The organism is Streptococcus oralis, from assembly GCF_016127915.1.
GTDB lineage: Bacteria > Bacillota > Bacilli > Lactobacillales > Streptococcaceae > Streptococcus > Streptococcus oralis_BO.
The window spans coordinates 685,470-706,877 of record NZ_CP066059.1 but is presented as its reverse complement, the minus strand read 5'-3'; the positions used below and the strand labels follow the sequence as shown (position 1 = coordinate 706,877).

The 21,408-nt window shown below is 43.5% G+C and carries 26 protein-coding genes; 24 read left to right on the top strand and 2 right to left on the bottom strand.

Annotation, left to right across the window (positions count from 1 at the left end; genetic code table 11):
* The first annotated feature begins 4 nt into the window (after positions 1–4).
* The 7 genes from gtfA (at position 5) to I6H78_RS03385 (ending at position 5,012) form a co-directional block, all read left to right on the top strand.
* Positions 5–1,525: an accessory Sec system glycosyltransferase GtfA gene (gene gtfA / locus I6H78_RS03415; RefSeq protein WP_198460068.1), complete on the top strand. Its 1,521-nt coding sequence runs from the start codon at positions 5–7 to the stop codon at positions 1,523–1,525.
* Positions 1,509–2,855, top strand: a complete 1,347-nt coding sequence (gtfB, locus tag I6H78_RS03410) for an accessory Sec system glycosylation chaperone GtfB (RefSeq protein ID WP_198460066.1) — start codon at positions 1,509–1,511, stop codon at positions 2,853–2,855. The genes gtfA and gtfB overlap by 17 nt, the downstream gene beginning before the upstream one ends.
* On the top strand, positions 2,848–3,027 hold the full coding sequence (asp4, locus tag I6H78_RS03405) for an accessory Sec system protein Asp4 (RefSeq protein ID WP_198460064.1): 180 nt from the start codon (positions 2,848–2,850) through the stop codon (positions 3,025–3,027). Before gtfB ends, asp4 begins: the two co-directional genes overlap by 8 nt.
* Before the next feature lie 5 nt (positions 3,028–3,032).
* Positions 3,033–3,254 (top strand): accessory Sec system protein Asp5, encoded by a 222-nt coding sequence (gene asp5 / locus I6H78_RS03400; RefSeq protein WP_198460062.1) that lies wholly within the window; start codon positions 3,033–3,035, stop codon positions 3,252–3,254.
* A gap of 68 nt (positions 3,255–3,322) precedes the next feature.
* Complete coding sequence (locus tag I6H78_RS03395; protein WP_198460060.1) at positions 3,323–3,808, top strand: immunity protein YezG family protein; 486 nt, start codon at positions 3,323–3,325, stop codon at positions 3,806–3,808.
* A gap of 181 nt (positions 3,809–3,989) precedes the next feature.
* Positions 3,990–4,466, top strand: a complete 477-nt coding sequence (locus I6H78_RS03390) for a hypothetical protein (protein WP_198460058.1) — start codon at positions 3,990–3,992, stop codon at positions 4,464–4,466.
* Positions 4,467–4,469: 3 nt separating this feature from the next.
* Positions 4,470–5,012: a T6SS immunity protein Tdi1 domain-containing protein gene (locus I6H78_RS03385; protein ID WP_198460056.1), complete on the top strand. Its 543-nt coding sequence runs from the start codon at positions 4,470–4,472 to the stop codon at positions 5,010–5,012.
* A gap of 101 nt (positions 5,013–5,113) precedes the next feature.
* Here I6H78_RS03385 and I6H78_RS03380 read toward each other — a convergent pair whose 3' ends face one another.
* Positions 5,114–6,067, bottom strand: coding sequence for an aromatic acid exporter family protein (locus tag I6H78_RS03380; RefSeq protein ID WP_198460055.1), 954 nt, complete (start codon positions 6,065–6,067; stop codon positions 5,114–5,116).
* A gap of 49 nt (positions 6,068–6,116) precedes the next feature.
* Complete coding sequence (gene sstT / locus I6H78_RS03375; protein ID WP_198460053.1) at positions 6,117–7,328, bottom strand: serine/threonine transporter SstT; 1,212 nt, start codon at positions 7,326–7,328, stop codon at positions 6,117–6,119.
* Positions 7,329–7,477: 149 nt separating this feature from the next.
* On the opposite strand from sstT, the gene I6H78_RS03370 reads away from it, so the two are divergent.
* The 17 genes from I6H78_RS03370 to I6H78_RS03290 all read left to right on the top strand — a co-directional run bounded on the left by I6H78_RS03370 (position 7,478) and on the right by I6H78_RS03290 (position 21,401).
* Positions 7,478–8,038, top strand: a complete 561-nt coding sequence (locus tag I6H78_RS03370; RefSeq protein ID WP_001150569.1) for a mechanosensitive ion channel family protein — start codon at positions 7,478–7,480, stop codon at positions 8,036–8,038.
* Between the two features lie 57 nt (positions 8,039–8,095).
* The gene (locus I6H78_RS03365; RefSeq protein ID WP_198460052.1) at positions 8,096–9,004 is read left to right on the top strand and encodes a magnesium transporter CorA family protein; all 909 of its coding nucleotides are present in this window, start codon (positions 8,096–8,098) and stop codon (positions 9,002–9,004) included.
* A 17-nt stretch (positions 9,005–9,021) separates the two neighbouring features.
* Positions 9,022–9,549: a YqeG family HAD IIIA-type phosphatase gene (locus tag I6H78_RS03360; protein ID WP_198460050.1), complete on the top strand. Its 528-nt coding sequence runs from the start codon at positions 9,022–9,024 to the stop codon at positions 9,547–9,549.
* Positions 9,550–9,551: 2 nt separating this feature from the next.
* On the top strand, positions 9,552–10,658 hold the full coding sequence (gene yqeH / locus I6H78_RS03355) for a ribosome biogenesis GTPase YqeH (RefSeq protein WP_198460048.1): 1,107 nt from the start codon (positions 9,552–9,554) through the stop codon (positions 10,656–10,658).
* A 213-nt stretch (positions 10,659–10,871) separates the two neighbouring features.
* The gene (gene yhbY / locus I6H78_RS03350; protein WP_198460046.1) at positions 10,872–11,183 is read left to right on the top strand and encodes a ribosome assembly RNA-binding protein YhbY; all 312 of its coding nucleotides are present in this window, start codon (positions 10,872–10,874) and stop codon (positions 11,181–11,183) included.
* 51 nt (positions 11,184–11,234) lie between these two features.
* Entirely contained in the window at positions 11,235–11,864 is a 630-nt protein-coding gene (locus I6H78_RS03345; RefSeq protein WP_198460044.1) for a nicotinate-nucleotide adenylyltransferase, read from the top strand.
* Positions 11,864–12,457, top strand: coding sequence for a bis(5'-nucleosyl)-tetraphosphatase (symmetrical) YqeK (yqeK, locus tag I6H78_RS03340; RefSeq protein WP_198460042.1), 594 nt, complete (start codon positions 11,864–11,866; stop codon positions 12,455–12,457). The genes I6H78_RS03345 and yqeK overlap by 1 nt, the downstream gene beginning before the upstream one ends.
* Positions 12,458–12,958 carry a cysteine hydrolase family protein gene (locus I6H78_RS03335; RefSeq protein WP_198460040.1) on the top strand — a complete coding sequence of 167 codons (501 nt, stop codon included), beginning with the start codon at positions 12,458–12,460 and terminating at the stop codon, positions 12,956–12,958.
* A gap of 12 nt (positions 12,959–12,970) precedes the next feature.
* Positions 12,971–13,324 carry a ribosome silencing factor gene (rsfS, locus tag I6H78_RS03330; RefSeq protein ID WP_198460038.1) on the top strand — a complete coding sequence of 118 codons (354 nt, stop codon included), beginning with the start codon at positions 12,971–12,973 and terminating at the stop codon, positions 13,322–13,324.
* 205 nt (positions 13,325–13,529) lie between these two features.
* A complete protein-coding gene (locus I6H78_RS03325; protein WP_185757902.1) occupies positions 13,530–14,270 on the top strand; it encodes a class I SAM-dependent DNA methyltransferase in 741 nt (246 codons plus the stop codon).
* A gap of 9 nt (positions 14,271–14,279) precedes the next feature.
* The gene (locus I6H78_RS03320; protein ID WP_198460031.1) at positions 14,280–15,377 is read left to right on the top strand and encodes a nucleotidyltransferase; all 1,098 of its coding nucleotides are present in this window, start codon (positions 14,280–14,282) and stop codon (positions 15,375–15,377) included.
* 132 nt (positions 15,378–15,509) lie between these two features.
* On the top strand, positions 15,510–15,764 hold the full coding sequence (locus I6H78_RS03315) for a type II toxin-antitoxin system Phd/YefM family antitoxin (RefSeq protein ID WP_198460029.1): 255 nt from the start codon (positions 15,510–15,512) through the stop codon (positions 15,762–15,764).
* A 3-nt stretch (positions 15,765–15,767) separates the two neighbouring features.
* On the top strand, positions 15,768–16,022 hold the full coding sequence (locus I6H78_RS03310; RefSeq protein WP_198460028.1) for a Txe/YoeB family addiction module toxin: 255 nt from the start codon (positions 15,768–15,770) through the stop codon (positions 16,020–16,022).
* A gap of 203 nt (positions 16,023–16,225) precedes the next feature.
* Positions 16,226–17,839: a ribonuclease Y gene (locus tag I6H78_RS03305; RefSeq protein WP_000404957.1), complete on the top strand. Its 1,614-nt coding sequence runs from the start codon at positions 16,226–16,228 to the stop codon at positions 17,837–17,839.
* A 134-nt stretch (positions 17,840–17,973) separates the two neighbouring features.
* On the top strand, positions 17,974–18,600 hold the full coding sequence (gene gmk, locus I6H78_RS03300; protein ID WP_000775041.1) for a guanylate kinase: 627 nt from the start codon (positions 17,974–17,976) through the stop codon (positions 18,598–18,600).
* 24 nt (positions 18,601–18,624) lie between these two features.
* A complete protein-coding gene (gene rpoZ / locus I6H78_RS03295) occupies positions 18,625–18,939 on the top strand; it encodes a DNA-directed RNA polymerase subunit omega (RefSeq protein ID WP_002875802.1) in 315 nt (104 codons plus the stop codon).
* A 65-nt stretch (positions 18,940–19,004) separates the two neighbouring features.
* Positions 19,005–21,401, top strand: coding sequence for a primosomal protein N' (locus I6H78_RS03290; RefSeq protein WP_198460026.1), 2,397 nt, complete (start codon positions 19,005–19,007; stop codon positions 21,399–21,401).
* Positions 21,402–21,408: the final 7 nt, after the last annotated feature.

Here is a 21,408-nt window from a genome sequence, read left to right as displayed (position 1 = left end):
TCATATGACAATTTACAATATAAATCTAGGAATCGGTTGGGCGAGCAGTGGTGTCGAATATGCCCAGGCCTACCGAGCAGGGATTTTTAGAAGCTTAGACCTAGCATCTAAGTTTATCTTTACCGACTTGATTTTAGCAGACAATATCCAGCATTTAACGGCCAATATCGGCTTTGCGGATGATCAGGTAATCTGGCTTTACAATCATTTTACAGATATCAAGCTAGCACCGACCAGTGTTACAGTTGACGAGGTCTTGGCCTCTTTTGGTGGCCTTGAGAGTCATAGGGAGCAGGATGGCAAGGTCTTGCGCGTCTACTTTTCAGATGAGGATAAGTTTGTAACCTGCTACTTGGTAGACTCGGCTAAGAATCTAGTACAGCATGCAGAGTATGTGTTTTGGGGGAACTTGATTCGCAAGGATTATTTCTCCTACACACGCTACTGTACAGAATATTTCGCGCCCAAAGACCAGGTGGCTAGGCTCTATCAACGAACCTTTTTCAATGAAGACGGCAGCACTGCTTACGATATCTTACTGACTGAAGGACAGGAAGAGGTCTATCGATTTAAGGACCGGATTCTGTACGGAAAGCCAGCCCTTATGCGCTATTTTATGCAAAGTTTGAACTTGAGCAAGTCTGATTTGGTCATCTTGGATAGGGAAACAGGGATTGGTCAGGCTGTTTTTGAAGAAGCACAAAAGGCCCATCTAGCAGTTGTCGTTCACGCAGAGCACTATAGTGAAAATGCTAGTAACGAAGACTATCTCCTCTGGAATAACTATTATGAGTATCAGTTTACAAATGCGGACAAGGTCGATTGTTTTATCGTGTCTACGGATCGGCAGAAGGAAGTTCTCGAAGGTCAATTTGCCCAGTACAGTCAGCATCGTCCACGAATCGTCACGATTCCAGTTGGGAGCATTGATCAGTTGACGGAGCCTGCTAGGGAACGAAAGCCCTTTTCTCTCATTACCGCTTCGCGTTTGGCCAAGGAAAAACACATCGACTGGCTCGTCAAGGCGGTTATCCAGGCGCATCAAGTCCTTCCAGAGCTTACCTTTGACATTTATGGCAGTGGGGGTGAGGAATCCCTTTTAAGGGAAATCATCACATCTCACCAAGCGGAGAACTATATCCAGCTCAAAGGGCATGCAGACCTGGCTCAGATCTATCCCCAGTATGAGGTCTATCTGACAGCCTCAACCAGTGAAGGCTTTGGTCTGACCTTGATGGAGGCAGTTGGTTCAGGCTTGCCCTTGATTGGCTTTGATGTTCCTTATGGGAATCAAACCTTTATCAAGAACGGTCAAAATGGCTACTTAATCCCAAGTTCGGATGACCATGTTGAAACGGCGATTAAAAGTGCCTTTGCGGAAAAGATCTGCCAGCTCTATCAGGAAAATCATTTGCCAGCTATGCGAACAGCATCTTATGACCTAGCTAGAGGATTTTTAACAGACAAGGTAAGGGACAAGTGGAAGAAAACGATAGAGGAGGTCCTGCATGATTCAACTATTTGATCGATATGGCCAGGAAAGTCGAGATTTACATGAAAGTCTAGAAGTTGCTGGTCTGTCCCATGTCACAGTTGTGATCGAGCCAGATGGCTTTCTCCCAGATGGGATTCTTTCTCCCTTTACCTACTATCTAGGTTACGAGTCGGGAAAAGCTCTTTATTTCAATCAAGTAGCTGTACCTGAGTTTTGGGAGATTGCGGGCAATAACCAGTCTGCGCATATCCTAGAGGATTCTCGGGAGAGGGGCGTGATTCACTATGTGGAGGCTCCTCAGGCCCGTTGGGTCAAGCAAGTCGACTGGAAGGACCTATCCGGTCGCATCTACCAAGCAGACCACTATAACCGATGCGGAGCCTGCTTTGCCAAGACCACTTATAGTGCAGATGGACAGGCTATCTTGACCAAGTACCAGGATGCAAAGGGACAGGAAATTGTCCTAGAAAATCATGTAACAGGTGATATCCTCCTAACCTTGCCCGGACAAGCCCTGCGCCATTTTAACAATCGAGTGGAGTTCACGATCTTCTTTTTGCAGGACTTGGGAATCGACACTCGCTACCTTCTCTTTAACACACTCGCCACCTCTTTCTTGGTCTCATACCATTATCCAGATAAGACTGGACAGGATATCTTAGTCTGGCAAGAACCACTAGATGATTGTCTTCCTGGAAATATGCAGCTGCTACTGGAGCAAGGGGAGCTGAGAGCCAAGCAGATCCTCATACCAGATAAGGCTACCTATGAACAAGCCTTGGCCTTGGCTAATCCAGCCTATTATGGCAAGTTTGTCCATCTAGGTTATCATTATCAGTTCAAAAGAGAAAACTTCGTTCGACCAGATGCCTTGATCGTTACCAACTCAGATCAGATCGAGCATATCGAAACCCTGATTGAGTCCTTGCCAATGGTGACCTTCCGAATCGCGGCAGTGACTGAAATGTCATCCAAATTGCTGACCTTGCTTTCCTATCCCAATGTCGTTCTCTACCAAAACGCCAGTCCGCAAAAGATTCGCGAGCTCTACCAGTTGTCTGACCTCTATCTAGACATCAATTACGGAAACGAGCTTTTGGATGCTGTCCGTCAAGCCTTCGAGCACAATATGCTCATCCTAGCCTTTGACCAAACAGCTCATAACAGACCTTACACAGCTCCAGAACACCTCTTTGATGTCCAGGCTGTTGGAGACATGATTGCGAAGATTCAAGAAGCTCTCAGCAGTCTTGACAAGATGGGCCAAGCCCTTGGGCATCAAGGCCGCCATGCTAACTATGTGGACTTGGCTACTTACCAAGAGAGGATGGAAAGGATAATAGGGGAAGGACATGACTAAAAAAGATTTATTTTACAAGGATGTCGAAGGACGCATGGAAGAGTTAAAGCAAGGAGCGCTTAAGAAAGAAAAGCCTACCCGAGGAGAAAAGACCAGTAAAACCTTCTCCATTTTACTCGGTTTGCTCATCCTTCTTACCCTGATCTTTACATTATTAGGAATCTTGAGGTGAAATTGATGGAAGTTTTGATGATTATAGGAATAATCCTAGCCGTCGCCTTGATTGTCCTGGTTCTCATCCAACCTCGCCAAAGCCAACTCTTTTCCATGGATGCGACTAGCAATATCGGAAAACCAGGCTACTGGCAGAACAACCGCTTGGTAAAAATTGTAACCCTCTTGATTAGCCTAGCCTTGTTTGTCTTGCTCCTTGTTTTTATGATAGTGACCTATCAGTAAGGATGTGATTTCATATACAGATGAAGGATACTAGAGGCGGGGAAAATACATCTAAACCGGAGGAATATATGGAACAACAGATTAATGAAAAAATTATCGAAATCGTGCATCAAGTTAATGATATGATTCCAGTTGAGTGGGATGATTTGTATATCAATTTTGAAGTGGATAGAACTCTGAGTGGAGAAATTTATTTCTTCTTTAAATACAATGGAGAGTACCATTATTTCTTTTATATCCCTCAAGAATTTGACATATCCAAATCGGAATTTTTTGACGAATATCGTTTACTATTTAAGAAAGCTCAAGAACTAAAAAAAGTATTCATGGATAACGAATTGAGTGATTGGTCAGCAGGCTTGATTCATTTGGATGAAAATAATAAGCTATCAGTCGACTATGACTACGCGCCATGGTTGGAAAGTGGTTTTGGTCCAGGTGCCCGAATGGACTTATTTGAATACAAATATCTCGGCAAGCAACCAGCTAACGAAAAAGAATTAGAACAGTTCAAGGCAATGGAAGCCTTTCAGAAGGAGCATAATCAAAAGTAGAGTAAGCTTGATTACATTTTGAAGAATGTGATTTTTCGAGCATTGCTGTTATCGCGAAATGGAGGATAAAATGTTAGAAAACTTTGTTAAAGTGGCAGATATGCCCCAAGAAGTGATTGAAAATATAAGAAGATTGCCAAAGAATACGGAGTTGAACTAAGATTTACAAAGGAGTGGAGAGATGAATTTAGACAGCAGAGTTGAACAGGCTTTGCAAGCTATAGATTTTGTGGAGCGATATAAGGAACTTTCAGATAAATTTAGCTTAGATAGAACGCCTAAAGAAAAACGCTTAAATATTATTACAGGCGAGTTGATATTTGACGTTTTCGAAGATTTAGGGTATCGAGTTAAATTTGATGGGCGTGAAAAATTCTTTTATATTGAACCTATTAAAGAAAATGGTTATACTTTTGGATTCCATATTAGTATTTTTAAAGGATTAGTAGAATTGATATGGGTTGTTAGGGACTCTCAAAACAAAGTTATACTAGGGACTCCACTGATGGAGTTTTCTAGGAGACTCATCTCTCCGGACTATAGAATCATGGATCCAGTGATTGCTAATTATGATGACTTTGAAAATGTCATGAAAGTTGCTTTTGAGATGTACGAAGACTTTAAACAGGCTTTTATGAAGATTGCGGCAGAGGATTAATAGATGTTAAAAGATTTTGTCAAAGTGGCAGATATGCCCAAAGATGTTATTGAAAAATATAAAAATCAAGTTCCAGCTGAGTTAGTTCAAATTTGGCAGGAAGATGGTCTGGGAACCTTTTTAGATGGTTATCTAAAAGTCATCAATCCAGATGATTATCTAGAGCTTCTCCAAGATAGCTATTTCAGAGGAGATGTCGCTTTTCCTATGTTCGTAACAGCATTTGGAGATATTATTACTTGGGAAAAGAATACCTATGTGGGAATTGTCCAATACAATATTCAGGATTTAGATATTATGATTAAGCGTATGGATCGTTTCATAGAGTATGTTGATGATGAAGATTTCAAAGATGATTATTTTGATATCCCACTCTATAAAAAAGCTGTTGCCAAACATGGTCTGCTAGCCTACGATGAATGTTTTGGTTTCGTTCCACTTCTAGCATTAGGTGGCTTTAAAGATGTAGACCATATGGATAAGGTAAAAGTCTTGGAGCACATTTACCTCATGTACCAGCTTACAGGTGGTGTGATGGACGACTAGGAGTTGCTATTTCTTTTTTGAGAATAGTACGAGAGGAAGAACTTCCCTTCCAAATGCAAAACACAAGAACCTCAGAGGAATTCTCTGAGGTTCTTTGCGTTCTAGTTTCCATATTTCTGATAAAAATCGACCTTAACCTGGATAAAGGTTTCGGCTTCGCGTAGTAGCTGCAGGAGGGTGGCACGGGTTTCAAACTCCTCACGTGTTTTCGGGAGACTCCGATTGCGGAAGACTTGCAGATAGCGTTCGATGTCATCAAGTAGGTCATGAGCAGGATTGGTCTGGCTTAGCTGAGTAGCAATCTTAGAAAAGAGCTGGGCCAAGATCAAACTCTCACTTGCGGCCAGATGACAGGTATTGATCTGCTGGGCCATATTTCGCAGGATGCGACTTTGTCGCTGCCTCATCTCAAAGTAATGGATGTGGTAGTCCGTCTGGTGAAAGAGGTGATCCGAGTGATCCAGGTAGACCAGTTTGAGAGCTTCATCGAGGAGGTTGTCTAATTGGTCAACGAGTTGGGCTTGATTGCGCCCGTCTCCTCTTGAAAGATAGTATTTAAAACGAAGCAGGATGTCTTTTAACTTTTCTTCGACCTGAAGGTGGTAGCTTTGAATGGCTTTCTCACGAGAAGGCATATAAAGGTTGACTAATAGAGCAAAGCTTGTCCCGATGAGAAAGAGGAGCACTTCATTAAGCAAGAGCTCTGGAGAGGTAGACTCCTGTACCAAGAGATGACTGACCAAGACACTGCTAGGGGTGATGCCGATTTCCCAGCCCATTTTGTAAGCAAGAGGGACATAGAGAGCCAGATAGATGCCCAGACTCCAGATGTGAAAGCCCGTCAGCTGAAAGGCTAGAACACCGATAGCGAGCGCTAGGAGCATGGAAAAGAGGCGGTTACGTGCTAATTTCAGCGTGCTTCTGCGCGTGTCGGAGAGGCTTAAGAGAGCGATGATTCCAGCTGAAACTGCTGATGATAAATCTAAAAAATAAGCGAGAAAACAAGCGAGACAGGTCGCTAAGATCAGTTTGGTCGTACGTTGAGTGAGAGACATGAAAATTTCCTAAACTAATAGAATCAAGTGTTTAACGAGGAGTCGGAGACTAGGGGCGAAGTTTTCGGTTTGTAGCATACTCGGCAACCGCTGTAAAGAGGACATCTGTTGAAGAGTTCAGGGCTGTTTCGCAGGAGTCTTGCACGACTCCGATCACAAAACCGACTCCGACAACCTGCATAGCCAAGTCGTTGGAAATCCCAAAGAGGCTACAAGCGACAGGAATGAGGAGAAGGGATCCCCCAGCGATTCCAGAGGCCCCGCAGGCAGAAATGGCAGCCACGACACTGAGCACAAATGCTGTCCCAAAGTCTACCGAGATTCCGAGTGTGTTGACGGCAGCTAGGGTCAGGATGTTAATGGTAACAGCAGCGCCAGCCATGTTGATGGTCGAACCAAGCGGGATGGAGACAGAGTAGGTGTCAGGATTCAGTCCTAAATCTTGGCAGAGTTTCATATTGACAGGGATATTGGCAGCAGAGCTACGAGTGAAAAAGGCTGTAATACCACTGACACGTAGGCATTTCAAAACAAGGGGATAGGGATTTTTCCTCATAAAGAGAAAGGCGATGAGTGGGTTGACGATGAGAGCTACAAAAGCCATGGTAGCAATCAAGAGTCCTAGGAGGACACCGTAGTTAGCCAGACTGGCAATACCCTTGTCAGAGATGGTCTTGAAAACCAAGCCTAAAATTCCAAAGGGTGCTAGATTGATAATCCATTCCACGATTTTAGAGGTGACATCCGCCATGGTTTTCAGCAATTCTTTACTGTGTTTACTTGCCTCTCTCATAGCCAGACCAAAGACGACTGCCCAAGAGAGAATCCCGATATAGTTGGCTTCAACAATGGCATTCAAGGGATTGTCCACCAGTTTGAGCAAGAGGTTGCTGAGGACTTGACCGATACCGTCAGGAGCAGCAACTTCTGTATTTGCGCTGGTCAGGGTGATTTGCACAGGTAGTAAGAAACTAGCTAGAACAGCCACCAATGCAGCAGCAAAGGTTCCGAGCAAGTATAGGAAAATAACAGTCTTCATATTGGTGTTTTGTCCCTTTTGGTGTTGGGACAGGGCATTGGCAACAAGGGCAAAAACTAAAATAGGAGCGATGGCTTTCAGTCCGCCTACAAAGAGGTCTCCAAGCAGACCAATTCCTGTAAGGTTTGGAAAGAGCATCCCTAATGTAGCTCCCAAAATCATTCCAATAAGGATTCGTTTGATGAGGCTTGCCTTGATCCAGGCTCTAATGATTCGTTTCATAGCAGTCTCCTTCAAATGTATTGTTTATAATTATAGTATAAATATGCTATAGAGGCAAGTGATATTTTGAAAATAGGAACAATAATTGAATAATTATGAAAGAAAAGAGAAGGGGAATTTTATGGTATAATAGGAAAAAGGAGTTTTATATGCAAGATTTTTTTCAACGCTATTTTGATAAACTTGACTTAACAACTATTTTAGAGAATCTCTTGACCAAGGTGATTTCTCTTTTGATTTTGTTTTTACTATTTTATATAGCTAAAAAGATGCTTCACGCCACTGTACGAAAGATTGTCAAACCCTCGCTTAAATTTTCAAATAGAGATGCAGGAAGACAAAAGACCATCTCTCGTTTGCTGGAGAATGTCTTTAACTACATTCTTTATTTCTTTCTGCTATACTGTATCCTGTCTATTTTAGGTTTGCCGGTTTCTAGCCTCCTTGCTGGTGCAGGGATTGCTGGAGTGGCCATTGGTATGGGGGCGCAAGGCTTTCTATCCGATGTCATTAATGGCTTCTTCATCCTTTTTGAACGCCAGCTTGATGTGGGTGATGAAGTGGTTCTCACAAATGGACCGATTACCGTTTCTGGAAAGGTCGTTAGCGTAGGAATCCGTACAACGCAACTGCGAGGTGACGATCAAGCCCTTCACTTTGTACCAAATCGCAATATCACCGTCGTTAGCAATCTATCTCGTACTGAATAGGCCGGCTATTTTAGCAGATTTGTGGTACAATAGAAGGAGTTTGGTAAAGGAGAGAGTATGCTATTTGTAGAGAAAAAATTAGGTCACGATTGTACCTGGATAGACCTTGATGTAGACAAGATTAAAAACATGGAAGACCTTTCGGATGTCTATGGCTTGGACAAGGAAACCATCGAGTATGCCCTGGATAGAAATGAGCGTGCCCACATGGATTATAACCGTGAAACGGAGACGGTAACCTTTATTTATAATGTTCTTGACTTAGAAAAAGACAAAGAATATTATGAAGCGATTCCGATGACCTTTATCGTTGAAAAACAACGGCTGATTACTATCAGCAATCACAAGAATAGTTATGTGATTAAACGTATGGCAACCTACCTCGAAAGCCATGAAGTTGTTTCAATCTACAAATTTCTTTTTGCCAGTTTAGAGATTATCAGCAATGCTTACTATCCAGTGATTGAAGAGATGGATAAAAGTAAGGATGAAATCAGTGCACTTCTTCGTCAAAAAACAACTAAAAAGAATCTTTTTGCCCTCTCTGACTTGGAAACTGGTATGGTTTACCTGACAGCAGCTGCCAAACAAAATCGTCTCCTCTTGGAACACATTCAAGGGCATGCTCTTTATCGCAATTTTAATGAGGTAGAAAGAGAGCAGTTTGACGATGCCATGATTGAAGCGCATCAGTTGGTTTCGATGACAGACTTGATTTCTCAAGTTTTGCAACAACTCTCAGCCTCTTACAACAACATCCTAAATAATAATCTAAATGATAATTTGACAACTTTGACCATTATCTCAGTCTTGCTAGCTATCCTTGCGGTTATTACAGGATTCTTCGGAATGAATGTTCCCCTACCGTTTGCAGATGAACCAAATGCTTGGATTTATATTTTGATAGCTAGTCTCATTTTATGGGTAGTCTTAGCCCAATGTTTAAAGAATATTGCTAGAAATTAAAAAGAAAAGGAGCCAGAATGGCGATTGAAAAATACATGCCAGACTTTGCCGTGGAAGCAGTTTATGATCTGACAGTCCCAAGCCTGCAAGCGCAGGGGATCAAGGCTGTTTTGGTTGATTTGGACAATACCCTCATTGCTTGGAACAACCCTGATGGGACGCCAGAAATGAAGCAATGGCTACATGACCTCCGTGACGCGGGTATCCGCATCATCGTGGTCTCAAATAACACCAAAAAACGGGTTCAACGTGCAGTTGAGAAATTTGGGATTGACTACGTTTATTGGGCCTTGAAGCCCTTCACATTTGGGATTGACCGTGCCATGAAGGAATTCCACTATGAGAAAAATGAAGTGGTCATGGTCGGCGACCAACTCATGACGGATATACGAGCAGCCCACCGTGCAGGCATTCGCTCGATCTTAGTCAAACCCTTGGTCCAACACGACTCGATCAAGACGCAGATCAACCGAGCTCGCGAGCGCCGTGTCATGAAGCAAATCACTGAAAAGTACGGACCGATTACATATAAAAAAGGAATTTAACTATGGAAGAAATTCTCTGTATTGGTTGTGGAGCAACCATTCAGACGACAGACAAGGCTGGTCTAGGATTTACTCCCCAATCAGCACTTGAAAAAGGCTTGGAGACTGGCGAAGTCTATTGCCGACGTTGTTTCCGTCTCCGCCACTACAATGAAATCACAGATGTCCAGTTGACGGACGATGATTTCCTCAAGCTCTTGCACGAGGTGGGAGACAGTGATGCCTTGGTGGTTAATGTCATTGATATCTTTGACTTTAATGGCTCTGTCATCCCAGGCTTGCCACGCTTTGTATCGGGCAATGATGTTCTCTTGGTCGGAAATAAGAAAGATATCCTGCCCAAGTCAGTTAAACCGGGCAAGATTAGCCAGTGGCTCATGGAGCGTGCCCATGAAGAAGGACTTCGTCCTGTTGATGTCATCCTGACTTCGGCACAGAATAAGCATGCCATTAAGGAAGTCATTGATAAAATCGAACACTACCGTAAAGGCCGTGATGTCTACGTAGTTGGGGTGACCAATGTTGGAAAGTCAACCCTTATCAACGCCATTATCCAAGAAATCACAGGTGACCAGAATGTCATCACGACTTCGCGTTTCCCAGGAACAACCTTGGACAAGATTGAGATTCCGCTTGATGACGGGTCTTATATCTACGATACACCAGGGATTATCCACCGTCACCAGATGGCCCATTACTTGACGGCTAAAAACCTCAAGTATGTCAGCCCTAAAAAGGAAATCAAGCCCAAAACCTATCAGCTTAATTCTGAACAAACCCTGTTTTTAGGTGGTCTTGGACGCTTTGACTTTATAGCAGGTGAGAAGCAAGGATTTACAGCTTTCTTTGACAATGAACTCAAACTCCATCGTACTAAGCTTGAAGGCGCTAGTGCCTTTTATGACAAGCATCTGGGAACTCTTCTCACACCACCAAATAGCAAGGAAAAAGAAGATTTCCCAAAACTAGTCCAGCATGTATTTACCATTAAGGACAAGACAGACCTGGTCATCTCAGGCCTAGGCTGGATCCGCGTAACAGGCAACGCCAAAGTCGCCGTCTGGGCACCAGAAGGCGTCGCCGTCGTCACACGCAAAGCCATTATTTAAACACAGAAAGGAAAGAGTTATCTTTATAAAGGCGAGCTCTGCGAGCCCATAACGAATACTTTTCGCCGTGGTGTCAGTTGGTACAAGGAATTGTACCAACAACGGAAAATCTGAGACCTTAGGCTCAGATTTTAGTCATGAAAGTCCGAAGGACTTTGCTGACGCCCGCCACCACTTCAGAAAAGTATAAAAAGAAACTCTTTTTAAGAAATTATGTCATTAACATCAAAACAACGTGCCTTCCTCAACAGCCAGGCACACACCCTCAAACCCATCATCCAAATCGGGAAAAATGGTCTCAACGACCAAATCAAGACCAGCGTTCGTCAGGCTCTTGACACCCGCGAATTGATCAAGGTAACGCTCTTACAAAACACAGATGAAAACATCCATGAAGTAGCTGAAATCTTGGAAGAAGAAATCGGTGTGGATACTGTCCAAAAAATCGGACGCATCTTGATCTTGTTTAAACAATCCAGCAAAAAAGAAAATCGCAAGATTTCTAAAAAAGTCAAAGAAATCTAAAACCCTACTCCAAACAACTGTTTTTACAGAGAATTAAAGGAAGACGAGCCTATGGCAATCGAATTATTGACTCCCTTTACCAAGGTAGAGTTGGAGCCAGAAATCAAGGAGAAAGAACGCAAACAAGTCGGGATTTTAGGGGGGAATTTTAACCCTGTTCACCATGCCCATCTTGTTGTGGCAGACCAAGTACGACAACAGTTGGGACTGGACCAGGTCCTGCTCATGCCCGAATACCAACCTCCTCATGTAGATAAAAAGGAAACCATCCCCGAGCACCATCGTCTCAAGATGCTTGAGTTGGCGATTGAGGGGATTGAAGGACTAGCCATTGAAACCATTGAGTTAGAGCGCAAGGGCATTTCCTACACCTACGACACCATGAAGATTTTGACAGAGCAACATCCAGATACGGATTATTACTTCATTATCGGGGCTGATATGGTGGATTATCTGCCTAAGTGGTACCGAATTGATGAGCTGGTCGACATGGTTCAGTTTGTTGGAGTTCAGCGCCCACGCTACAAGGCAGGGACTTCCTATCCCGTTATCTGGGTGGATGTGCCCCTCATGGATATCTCGTCCAGCATGGTGCGTGACTTCCTTGCCCAAGGTCGGAAACCCAACTTTCTCCTACCTCAGCCAGTGCTAGACTACATTGAGAAGGAGGGGCTCTACTGATGGCCTATCAAAACTATATCAATTGCTCTCGCGAGGCTTTATTGGAAAAAATGGCAGAGCTTCTACCTGAAAAACGTTTAACCCATTGTTTGGGTGTGGAGCGCGCAGCCATAGAGCTAGCGAAGCGATTCGGAGTTGATGCCGAGAAAGCCGGTCTTGCAGGACTTCTTCATGACTATGCTAAAAAGCTGTCAGATCAGGAATTTCTAGACTTGATTGACCGTTACCAGCTAGACCCTGACCTCAAAAACTGGGGCAATAATGTCTGGCATGGAATGGTTGGCATCTACAAGATTCAGGAAGATTTGGATTTGCATGATTCTGAAATCCTGCGAGCTATTGAAATCCATACAGTCGGAGCTGATCAGATGACCAATCTTGATAAGGTAATCTACGTTGCAGATTATATCGAGCATAACCGCGCCTTTCCAGGTGTGGATATGGCACGTGAAATTGCAAGTTTGTCACTTAATAAGGCAGTGGCCTACGAAACGGCACGAACTGTGGAGCATTTAGCTCATCAGGGATTCCCCATCTATCCCCAAACCCTGGAAACCTATAACGCCTTTGTGCGCTATTTGAAAGAGGACTAAATGAGGACGGCTTTTATAATCATTGATGTTCAGAATATTTTAGTGGAAACCGGTTTTCAGACAAATAGTCTATTGGAAAAAATTTCTTATTTACAAAACCAGGCTAGAAGCAAGAATATCGAAATTATCTATGTTCAACATATTGAGGACTCTGAAGCTCAAACATCAGAAGATTGGCAGTTATCTGAGTTTTTAAATCGAAAACCTAATGAAAAGGTCTTTCAGAAGAAGTATAACAGTATTTTCAAAGAAACTGGTTTAAAAGAATACTTGGATAAACAGGGGATTGAAAAATTAGTTTTATGTGGTATGCAGACAGAATATTGTGTGGATACCTCTGTCAAGGTCGCCTTTGAATATGGCTATCAGCTTATTATTCCAGAAGGAACTTGCACAACATTTGATGGGAAAGACATTCCAGCAGAAACGATAAATGAATTTTATGAGGGCATTTGGGAGGGGCGCTTTGCAGATGTCCTAGATTACAAACATATTTTCTAGAAAGAGGACTAAATGAACGAAAAAGAATTATTAGAACTAGTCGTGAAAGCGGCTGATGAGAAACGTGCGGAGGATATCCTCGCACTTGACGTACAAGAATTGACCAGCGTGACGGACTACTTTGTCATCACTAGCTCAATGAATAGCCGTCAGTTGGACGCTATCGCTGACAATATCCGTGAAAAAGTAGCTGAAGCTGGCTTTAAAGGTAGCCATGTCGAAGGAGATGCAGCTGGAGGCTGGGTCTTGCTGGACCTTGGTGGCGTCGTTGTGCATATCTTCTCAGAAGAAATGCGTGCCCACTATAACCTAGAAAAACTATGGCATGAGGCAGAGTCAGTAGACATTTCAGAAGCCTTAGCATAGGAAATGAACTCAGTTGTAGTCAACTGGGTTTTATTTGCTTAGTTTAGAAAAATGGATAGGAAGGTGAGGGCGTCGTGTTTAGTTCATCTCGAAACTGAACACGAGCTAAAAGCTGCGAGAAAAAGATAAACTTCCTTTGTATCTGACGATACAGCAGAAAGTTTTCTATTTTCTCCTTGCTTTTAACGCTCTTTGTATCTTAATTATGGCAACTTATGAAACCTTTGCGGCTGTTTACGATGCAGTCATGGATGATAGTTTATACGATAAATGGACGGATTTTTCACTACGTCATTTGCCTAAGACCAAGGAGAGAAAGAAGCTTTTGGAACTTGCTTGTGGGACAGGCATCCAGTCTGTGCGCTTTTCTCAGGCTGGTTTTGATGTGACAGGACTTGACTTGAGCGCGGATATGCTGAAGATTGCTGAGAAGAGAGCTACTTCAGCCAAGCAAAAGATTGATTTTATTGAAGGTAATATGCTGGATTTGTCCAAGGCAGGTCAATATGATTTTGTCACGTGTTACTCTGACTCTATCTGCTACATGCAGGATGAGGTCGAGGTAGGAGACGTTTTTAAGGAAGTGTATAATGTCCTCAACGAAGACGGAGTATTCATCTTTGACGTGCATTCGACCTACCAGACAGATGAAGTTTTTCCAGGCTATTCTTACCATGAAAATGCGGAAGATTTTGCCATGCTTTGGGACACCTATGAGGACGAAGCTCCTCACTCCATCGTGCATGAGTTGACTTTTTTTATCAAGGAGACTGACGGTTCCTTTAGTCGCCACGATGAAGTGCATGAGGAGCGGACTTATGAGGTCTTGACCTATGATATTTTGCTGGAACAGGCTGGTTTCAAGTCCTTCAAACTCTATGCGGACTTTGAGGACAAGGAACCAACAGAAACTAGCACCCGTTGGTTTTTTGTCGCGCAGAAGTAGGAGAACATCATGACCATTACAGGTATTATCGCGGAGTTCAATCCTTTTCATAATGGGCATAAATATCTGCTGGAGCAGGCGGAGGGACTGAAAATCGTTGCCATGTCTGGGAATTTCATGCAGCGTGGAGAGCCTGCTATCGTGGACAAGTGGACTCGGGCTCAGATGGCGCTGGAAAATGGAGCGGATCTGGTAGTGGAATTGCCCTTTTTAGTCAGTGTTCAGGCAGCAGATTTCTTCGGTCAAGGAGCTGTGGATATCTTGGCTCGCTTGGGCATTGATACCCTCGCTTTCGGGACAGAGGAAGTTCTGGATTATCAGAAAGTTGCTGACTTATACACAGAGCAAGGCACTGAGATGGAGAATTTTGTGGAAAATCTGCCTGATTCGCTCTCCTATCCTCAGAAAACCCAAGCCATGTGGAAGGAATTTGGAGGTCTTGATTTTTCAGGCAATACCCCCAATCATGTTCTAGCTTTGGCCTATGCAAAGGCAGTTGCGGGACGAAACATCAAGTTGCATCCGATTCAGCGTCAGGGAGCTGGTTACCATTCTGTGGATAAGAATGTGGACTTTGCCTCAGCGACATCCCTCCGTCAGTACCAATCAGACAAAGATTTTTTAGAACGCTTTATGCCTTCTGTTGCCCTCTTTGAAAATGCTAATAAGGTGAGTTGGGATGATTATTTTCCCTTGCTCCGCTATCAAATTTTGTCAAATCCAGATTTAACAACGATCTATCAGGTCAATCAAGAAATGGCTGTGCGCATCAAGGAAGCTATCAAAACAGCCCAGTCTGTGGAGGAATTGGTCGAGGCGGTTGCGACCAAGCGTTATACCAAGGCGCGTGTCAGACGCCTATTGACTTATATCTTGGTGCAAGCTAGAGAAAGTGACTTGCCAGAAGCCATCCATGTCCTTGGCTTTACCGAAAAAGGCAGACAACACCTCAAGTCTCTGAAAGGGCAGGTCCATCTAGTTAGCCGAATTGGCAAAGAACCTTGGGATGCTATGATTCAAAAGGCAGACCAGATTTACCAACTAGGACACCCAAGCATCGTAGAGCAGAATTTCGGCAGAGTCCCGATTAGGATAGAAACAAACTAAGTCTACTGAAAGGTAGGCTTTTTTAGAAGATTTTCGAATAAATAGATAGAAAAGAAGAATCTTGTACAAGTTCCTGACAATTTCTTTCTTTTTGTGTATAATAGTGGAAAAGAGGTAAAATGAGGTATGGTTATGGAAGTAGTTCTTTACTCAACATTCCGAAATCATTTAAAAGACTACATGAAGAAGGTAAATGATGAATTTGAGCCTTTAACGGTGGTCAATAAAAATCCAGATGAGGATATTGTAGTCCTTTCAAAGAGCGAGTGGGATAGTATTCAGGAAACCCTGAGAATCGCTCAAAATAAGGAACTTTCTGACAAGGTCTTGCGAGGAATGGCTCAAGTTCGTGCTGGAGGCACTCAGGTACATGTGATTGAGGAGTGAGAAATGATGCTCAAATTTACAGAAGATGCCTGGGCGGATTATTGCTATTGGCAAAACCAAGATAAGAAGACATTAAAAAGGGTCAATAAATTAATCAAAGATATTCAACGCGATCCTTTTGTAGGAATGGGGGAACCAGAACCACTCAAGTATGACTATCAAGGATCTTGGTCACGGCGCATTGATGCAGAAAATCGCTTGATTTATATGATAGATGGAGATAGCGTGGCTTTCTTGTCCTTTAAAGATCATTACTAAGTCTATTGAAAGGTAGGCTTTTTTATTGTATGTTTTAATGAAAATGTCATTTTTAAGAGTTAGAAAGTTTGTTTGGCGATTTCAGAACTTTCTTCTAAAATTCACACAAAACTCTTCAATTTGGGTTTGTGAAAATCGGTTTTTTATGATAGAATATTAAGGAATGTATGTCATTCGATAAACAAATTTAATGAGGTAAAAACATGGAAATCATGACACTTGCGATTGCTGTTTTTGCCGTCATCATTGGTTTAGTCATTGGATATGTCAGCATCTCAGCTAAGATGAAATCATCTCAAGAGGCTGCAGAGTTGATGCTTCTAAATGCTGAACAAGAAGCAACTAATTTACGAGGACAAGCTGAGCGCGAAGCGGATTTATTACTAAATGAAGCCAAGAGCGAAAGCAAGTCTCTTAAAAAAGAAGCACTATTGGAGGCCAAAGAGGAAGCCAGAAAATACCGTGAAGAAGTGGACGCTGAATTTAAGTCAGAACGTCAGGAGCTCAAGCAAATTGAAAGTCGTTTGACGGAGAGAGCTACGAGCCTTGACCGTAAGGACGACAATTTGACGAACAAAGAAAAAACACTTGAACAAAAAGAACAAAGTATTTCTGATAGAGCAAAAAACCTTGATGCACGTGAAGAGCAATTAGAGGAAGTCGAAAGACAAAAAGAAGCTGAACTTGAACGTATCGGCTCCCTTTCCCAAACTGAGGCTCGAGATATTATCTTGGCTCAAACAGAGGAAAACTTGAGCAAGGAAATTGCTAGCCGTATTCGTGAGGCTGAGCAAGAAGTGAAGGAACGTTCAGACAAGATTGCGAAAGATATCTTGGTTCAGGCTATGCAGCGTATCGCTGGTGACTATGTAGCAGAGTCAACAAACTCGACAGTTCACCTACCAGATGATACTATGAAGGGGCGCATTATCGGTCGTGAAGGGCGAAATATTCGTACCTTTGAAAGTTTGACAGGGGTAGATGTCATCATTGACGACACGCCAGAAGTGGTAACCTTGTCAGGATTTGATCCGATTCGTCGTGAAATTGCTCGTATGACCATGGAAATGTTGCTCAAGGATGGCCGTATCCACCCAGCTCGTATCGAGGAGTTGGTGGAGAAAAACCGTCAGGAGATTGACAATAAAATCCGTGAATACGGTGAGGCTGCTGCCTATGAGATTGGTGCGCCAAATCTTCATCCAGACTTGATGAAGATCATGGGACGCTTGCAGTTCCGTACCTCATATGGACAAAATGTCTTGCGTCATTCGATTGAGGTTGCTAAGCTATCTGGTATTATCGCCAGTGAACTTGGTGAAAATGCAGCTCTTGCCCGTCGTGCTGGATTCCTTCACGATATCGGGAAAGCTATTGACCGCGAGGTTGAAGGTAGCCACGTTGAGATTGGTACGGAATTGGCTCGTAAGTACAAGGAACACCCAGTTGTGGTGAATACTATTGCTAGCCACCACGGCGATGTGGAAGCCGAAAGCGTCATTGCAGTGATTGTTGCTGCAGCAGATGCCTTGAGTGCAGCGCGTCCAGGTGCTCGTAGTGAATCTCTTGAAAGCTATATCAAGCGTCTCCATGACTTGGAAGAAATTGCCAATGGCTTTGAAGGCGTGCAAAATAGCTTCGCCCTTCAAGCAGGACGTGAAATCCGTATCATGGTAAATCCAGGACAAATCAAAGACGACAAAGTCACAATCTTGGCTCACAAAGTTCGTGAGAAAATTGAAAACAATCTCGATTACCCAGGAAATATCAAGGTAACTGTGATTCGCGAACTTCGTGCAGTAGATTATGCTAAATAAATAAGAAAGAGCAGTTGAAATATTACTGCTTTTTTGTTACACTAGATAGAAAGACTGTGGAAGGATAACTGACACTATCACCAGTATCTGAGAGAAATTTTACTTTATTTCACAGACTAACTAAAGGAGACATAATGGCAGACCGAGGCTTGCTAATCGTTTTTTCTGGTCCTTCAGGAGTTGGGAAAGGAACGGTTAGAAGAGAGATTTTTGAGAGTTCTGAGAATCAATTTCAATACTCTGTATCGATGACGACACGTGCGCAACGTCCTGGCGAAGTGGACGGAGTGGACTATTTCTTCCGTACTCGTGAAGAGTTTGAAGAGCTGATCCGTCAAGGTCAGATGTTGGAATATGCAGAATATGTCGGTAACTACTATGGAACTCCTCTAACCTATGTCAATGAAACCCTAGATAAGGGAATTGATGTCTTCCTTGAAATTGAAGTCCAAGGAGCCCTTCAGGTTAAGAAAAAGGTTCCAGACGCTGTCTTTATCTTTCTAACGCCACCAGATTTGGATGAATTGCAAGATCGTTTGGTAGGTCGTGGAACAGATAGTGCAGAAGTGATTGCCCAACGAATCGAAAAAGCTAAGGAAGAAATTGCTCTCATGCGTGAGTATGATTATGCCATTGTCAACGATCAGGTGCCCCTCGCTGCTGAACGTGTCAAGCGTGTAATTGAAGCAGAACACTTCCGTGTGGACCGTGTCATTGGTCACTACCAGGAGATGTTGCCAAAATCTCCAACTACTCGATAAACTATAGGAAACAGGTACAAGCAAATGATGTTAAAACCCTCTATTGATACCTTGCTAGACAAGGTACCATCAAAATATTCACTCGTAATCTTGGAAGCAAAGCGTGCCCACGAACTAGAAGCAGGCGCGCCAGCAACTCAAGAGTTTAAGTCTGAAAAATCAACTCTTCGTGCTTTAGAAGAAATCGAGTCTGGAAATGTAACCATTCACCCAGATCCAGAAGGAAAACGTGAAGCGGTTCGTCTCCGTATCGAAGAAGAAAAACGCCGCAGAGAAGAAGAAGAAAAGAAAATCAAAGAGCAAATCGCTAAAGAAAAAGAAGATGGTGAAAAAATTTAAGGTTGGGGGGACTCAATCTTATTTTTTCTATTGCAAGAATTTACTGACAAGAAGGAGGTGAGAGAATGGCTATCGCAAAGATTATCGTGGATGTTCCCCTGATGCAGACGGACCAGCCATACAGTTACAAGATCCCTGAGGAATTTGTAGACATGCTGGAAGTCGGTATGCGGGTCCATGTCCCCTTCGGCAAGGGCAATCGTTTGATCCAAGGGATTGTGTTGGGCTTGGAGTCCCAGTTGGATGAAGAAGTGGCAGATCAGGACTTGAAAGAGATTGCGGAGGTGCTAGACTTTTCTCCCGTCTTGACTCAGGAGCAACTCTGGCTGGCTGAGGAATTACGTAAGTCTGTCTTTTCTTACAAAATCTCCATTCTAAAAGCCATGCTTCCAGGATTTTTAAACTCCAGCTATGATAAGATTCTCTATCCTTTAGAAGGCCTAAGTCAGGCAGACAAAGAGCGCTTGTTCGGTTTAGAAGATTCGCTAGCCTTTTCTTCTCTAGATTTAGCCAAGCAGGCAGAAATGATGCGCTTGACCAGAAAAGGGTTGCTCCGTTTGGAATACCAGGCTGTCGATCAAAAGAAGGTCAAGACCCAGTCTTGGTATGAGGTTGATGCTAATCGACTAGAGCAGATTGAGATTTCTACGCGTGCTAAGAAAAAGGCAGAACTGAGAGACTATTTGCTGTCTCATCCTGAAAGTGCTCCTCTGGCTAGTTTGTTAGAATCTTATTCGCGGGAGCAAGTCAAATTCTTTGTGGAACAAGGTGCTGTGTCCATAGTCCAAAAGGAATTGCAACGTTCAGCTGCTTATTTCGAAGGCATTGAAGCAAGTAGACCTTTGGAGCTGAACCCAGAGCAAAGACAGGCGCGTGATGCGGTTATCAGTGCTATTGGCAGTAAGCAACCTCCTTTCCTCCTTCAAGGGATTACAGGAAGTGGGAAAACAGAGGTTTACTTACAGATCATCCAAGGAGCCTTGGACAAGGGCAAGACAGCCATTTTGCTGGTACCTGAGATTTCCCTGACGTCACAGATGACGGAACGTTTCATTGCTCGTTTCGGCGAGAAAGTAGCCATCCTTCACTCAGGCTTGTCTAATGGTGAAAAGTACGATGAATGGCGCAAGGTCGAGCGTGGAGATGCTCAGGTTGTTGTTGGAGCCAGATCGGCCATCTTTGCACCTATAAAAAATCTAGGTGTCATCATTATCGATGAAGAACATGAAGCCAGCTACAAACAAGACAGCAATCCCCGTTATCATGCGAGAGAGGTCGCCATTTTACGGACCCAGTACAATCAAGCAGCCTTGGTCCTTGGCTCAGCGACACCGAGCTTAGAAAGCCGTGCGCGTGCTGGAAAAGGCGTCTATCAACACTTACGTCTGACCCAACGAGCCAATCCTTTAGCCACCATTCCTGAGGTTCAAGTGATTGACTTTCGGGACTATATCGGACAGAATGAGACATCAAACTTTACGCCCCCTTTGCTAGAAGCCATCCAAGACCGTCTGGATAAAAAAGAACAGGTAGTCCTCATGCTCAACCGTCGAGGCTATTCTAGCTTTGTTATGTGTAGGGAGTGTGGAACGGTAGATAGCTGTCCCAACTGTGATATTTCTCTCACCCTGCATATGGATACCAAGACCATGAACTGCCATTATTGTGGTTATTCTAAGGGGATTCCCCATGTCTGTCCCAACTGTCAGAGTCGCAGTATTCGTTATTATGGGACAGGGACGCAGAAGGCCTATGATGAGCTGGCAGAACTCTTTCCTCAGGCCCGCATTCTGCGAATGGATGTGGATACAACCCGTAGGAAAGGCAGTCACCAAGCTCTTCTTGACCAGTTTGGTCAAGGGGAAGCAGATATCTTGTTGGGAACTCAGATGATTGCCAAGGGCTTGGATTTTCCAAATGTGACTTTGGTTGGAGTGCTCAATGCGGATACGGCCTTGAATCTACCTGATTTTCGTTCTTCCGAGAGAACCTTCCAACTCTTAACTCAGGTGGCAGGCCGTGCAGGCCGTGCGGAAAAAGCTGGGCAGGTCTTGATCCAGTCTTACAATCCGGAGCACTATGCCATTCGATTTGCCAAAGACCAAGACTATGAAGGTTTTTATGCCTATGAAATGAGTATCAGACGCCAACTCGGCTATCCGCCTTATTATTTCACTATTGGGATTACCCTCTCTCACAAGAAAGAAGAAGAGGTTGTCAAACGTGCCTATGAAGTCATGGGAATTTTGCGCTCAGGTTTATCGGAAACTAGTAAAATCCTTGGACCGACACCAAAACCCATTGCCCGCACCCACAACCTTTATCATTACCAGATTTTGATTAAATACCGTTTAGAAGATGAGCTGGAACAGACTCTCAACCGAGTTTTGGCCTTGACTCAAGAACGTGAAAATAGCGATCTTCGTCTCAGTATTGACCACGAACCGCAGCAATTTTTATAAGAAGGAG

Coding starts and splice junctions, on each gene's coding strand:
- yhbY (WP_198460046.1), top strand. CDS start 10,872: ATGTCATTAACATCAAAACAACGTGCCTTCCTCAACAGCCAGGCACAC.
- I6H78_RS03335 (WP_198460040.1), top strand. CDS start 12,458: ATGAGGACGGCTTTTATAATCATTGATGTTCAGAATATTTTAGTGGAA.
- I6H78_RS03365 (WP_198460052.1), top strand. CDS start 8,096: ATGCTATTTGTAGAGAAAAAATTAGGTCACGATTGTACCTGGATAGAC.
- I6H78_RS03325 (WP_185757902.1), top strand. CDS start 13,530: ATGGCAACTTATGAAACCTTTGCGGCTGTTTACGATGCAGTCATGGAT.
- rsfS (WP_198460038.1), top strand. CDS start 12,971: ATGAACGAAAAAGAATTATTAGAACTAGTCGTGAAAGCGGCTGATGAG.
- I6H78_RS03310 (WP_198460028.1), top strand. CDS start 15,768: ATGATGCTCAAATTTACAGAAGATGCCTGGGCGGATTATTGCTATTGG.
- gtfB (WP_198460066.1), top strand. CDS start 1,509: ATGATTCAACTATTTGATCGATATGGCCAGGAAAGTCGAGATTTACAT.
- I6H78_RS03345 (WP_198460044.1), top strand. CDS start 11,235: ATGGCAATCGAATTATTGACTCCCTTTACCAAGGTAGAGTTGGAGCCA.
- I6H78_RS03370 (WP_001150569.1), top strand. CDS start 7,478: ATGCAAGATTTTTTTCAACGCTATTTTGATAAACTTGACTTAACAACT.
- asp4 (WP_198460064.1), top strand. CDS start 2,848: ATGACTAAAAAAGATTTATTTTACAAGGATGTCGAAGGACGCATGGAA.
- I6H78_RS03395 (WP_198460060.1), top strand. CDS start 3,323: ATGGAACAACAGATTAATGAAAAAATTATCGAAATCGTGCATCAAGTT.
- I6H78_RS03320 (WP_198460031.1), top strand. CDS start 14,280: ATGACCATTACAGGTATTATCGCGGAGTTCAATCCTTTTCATAATGGG.
- I6H78_RS03305 (WP_000404957.1), top strand. CDS start 16,226: ATGGAAATCATGACACTTGCGATTGCTGTTTTTGCCGTCATCATTGGT.
- I6H78_RS03385 (WP_198460056.1), top strand. CDS start 4,470: ATGTTAAAAGATTTTGTCAAAGTGGCAGATATGCCCAAAGATGTTATT.
- gmk (WP_000775041.1), top strand. CDS start 17,974: ATGGCAGACCGAGGCTTGCTAATCGTTTTTTCTGGTCCTTCAGGAGTT.
- gtfA (WP_198460068.1), top strand. CDS start 5: ATGACAATTTACAATATAAATCTAGGAATCGGTTGGGCGAGCAGTGGT.
- I6H78_RS03290 (WP_198460026.1), top strand. CDS start 19,005: ATGGCTATCGCAAAGATTATCGTGGATGTTCCCCTGATGCAGACGGAC.
- yqeH (WP_198460048.1), top strand. CDS start 9,552: ATGGAAGAAATTCTCTGTATTGGTTGTGGAGCAACCATTCAGACGACA.
- rpoZ (WP_002875802.1), top strand. CDS start 18,625: ATGATGTTAAAACCCTCTATTGATACCTTGCTAGACAAGGTACCATCA.
- I6H78_RS03315 (WP_198460029.1), top strand. CDS start 15,510: ATGGAAGTAGTTCTTTACTCAACATTCCGAAATCATTTAAAAGACTAC.
- asp5 (WP_198460062.1), top strand. CDS start 3,033: ATGGAAGTTTTGATGATTATAGGAATAATCCTAGCCGTCGCCTTGATT.
- yqeK (WP_198460042.1), top strand. CDS start 11,864: ATGGCCTATCAAAACTATATCAATTGCTCTCGCGAGGCTTTATTGGAA.
- sstT (WP_198460053.1), bottom strand. CDS start 7,328: ATGAAACGAATCATTAGAGCCTGGATCAAGGCAAGCCTCATCAAACGA.
- I6H78_RS03390 (WP_198460058.1), top strand. CDS start 3,990: ATGAATTTAGACAGCAGAGTTGAACAGGCTTTGCAAGCTATAGATTTT.
- I6H78_RS03380 (WP_198460055.1), bottom strand. CDS start 6,067: ATGTCTCTCACTCAACGTACGACCAAACTGATCTTAGCGACCTGTCTC.
- I6H78_RS03360 (WP_198460050.1), top strand. CDS start 9,022: ATGGCGATTGAAAAATACATGCCAGACTTTGCCGTGGAAGCAGTTTAT.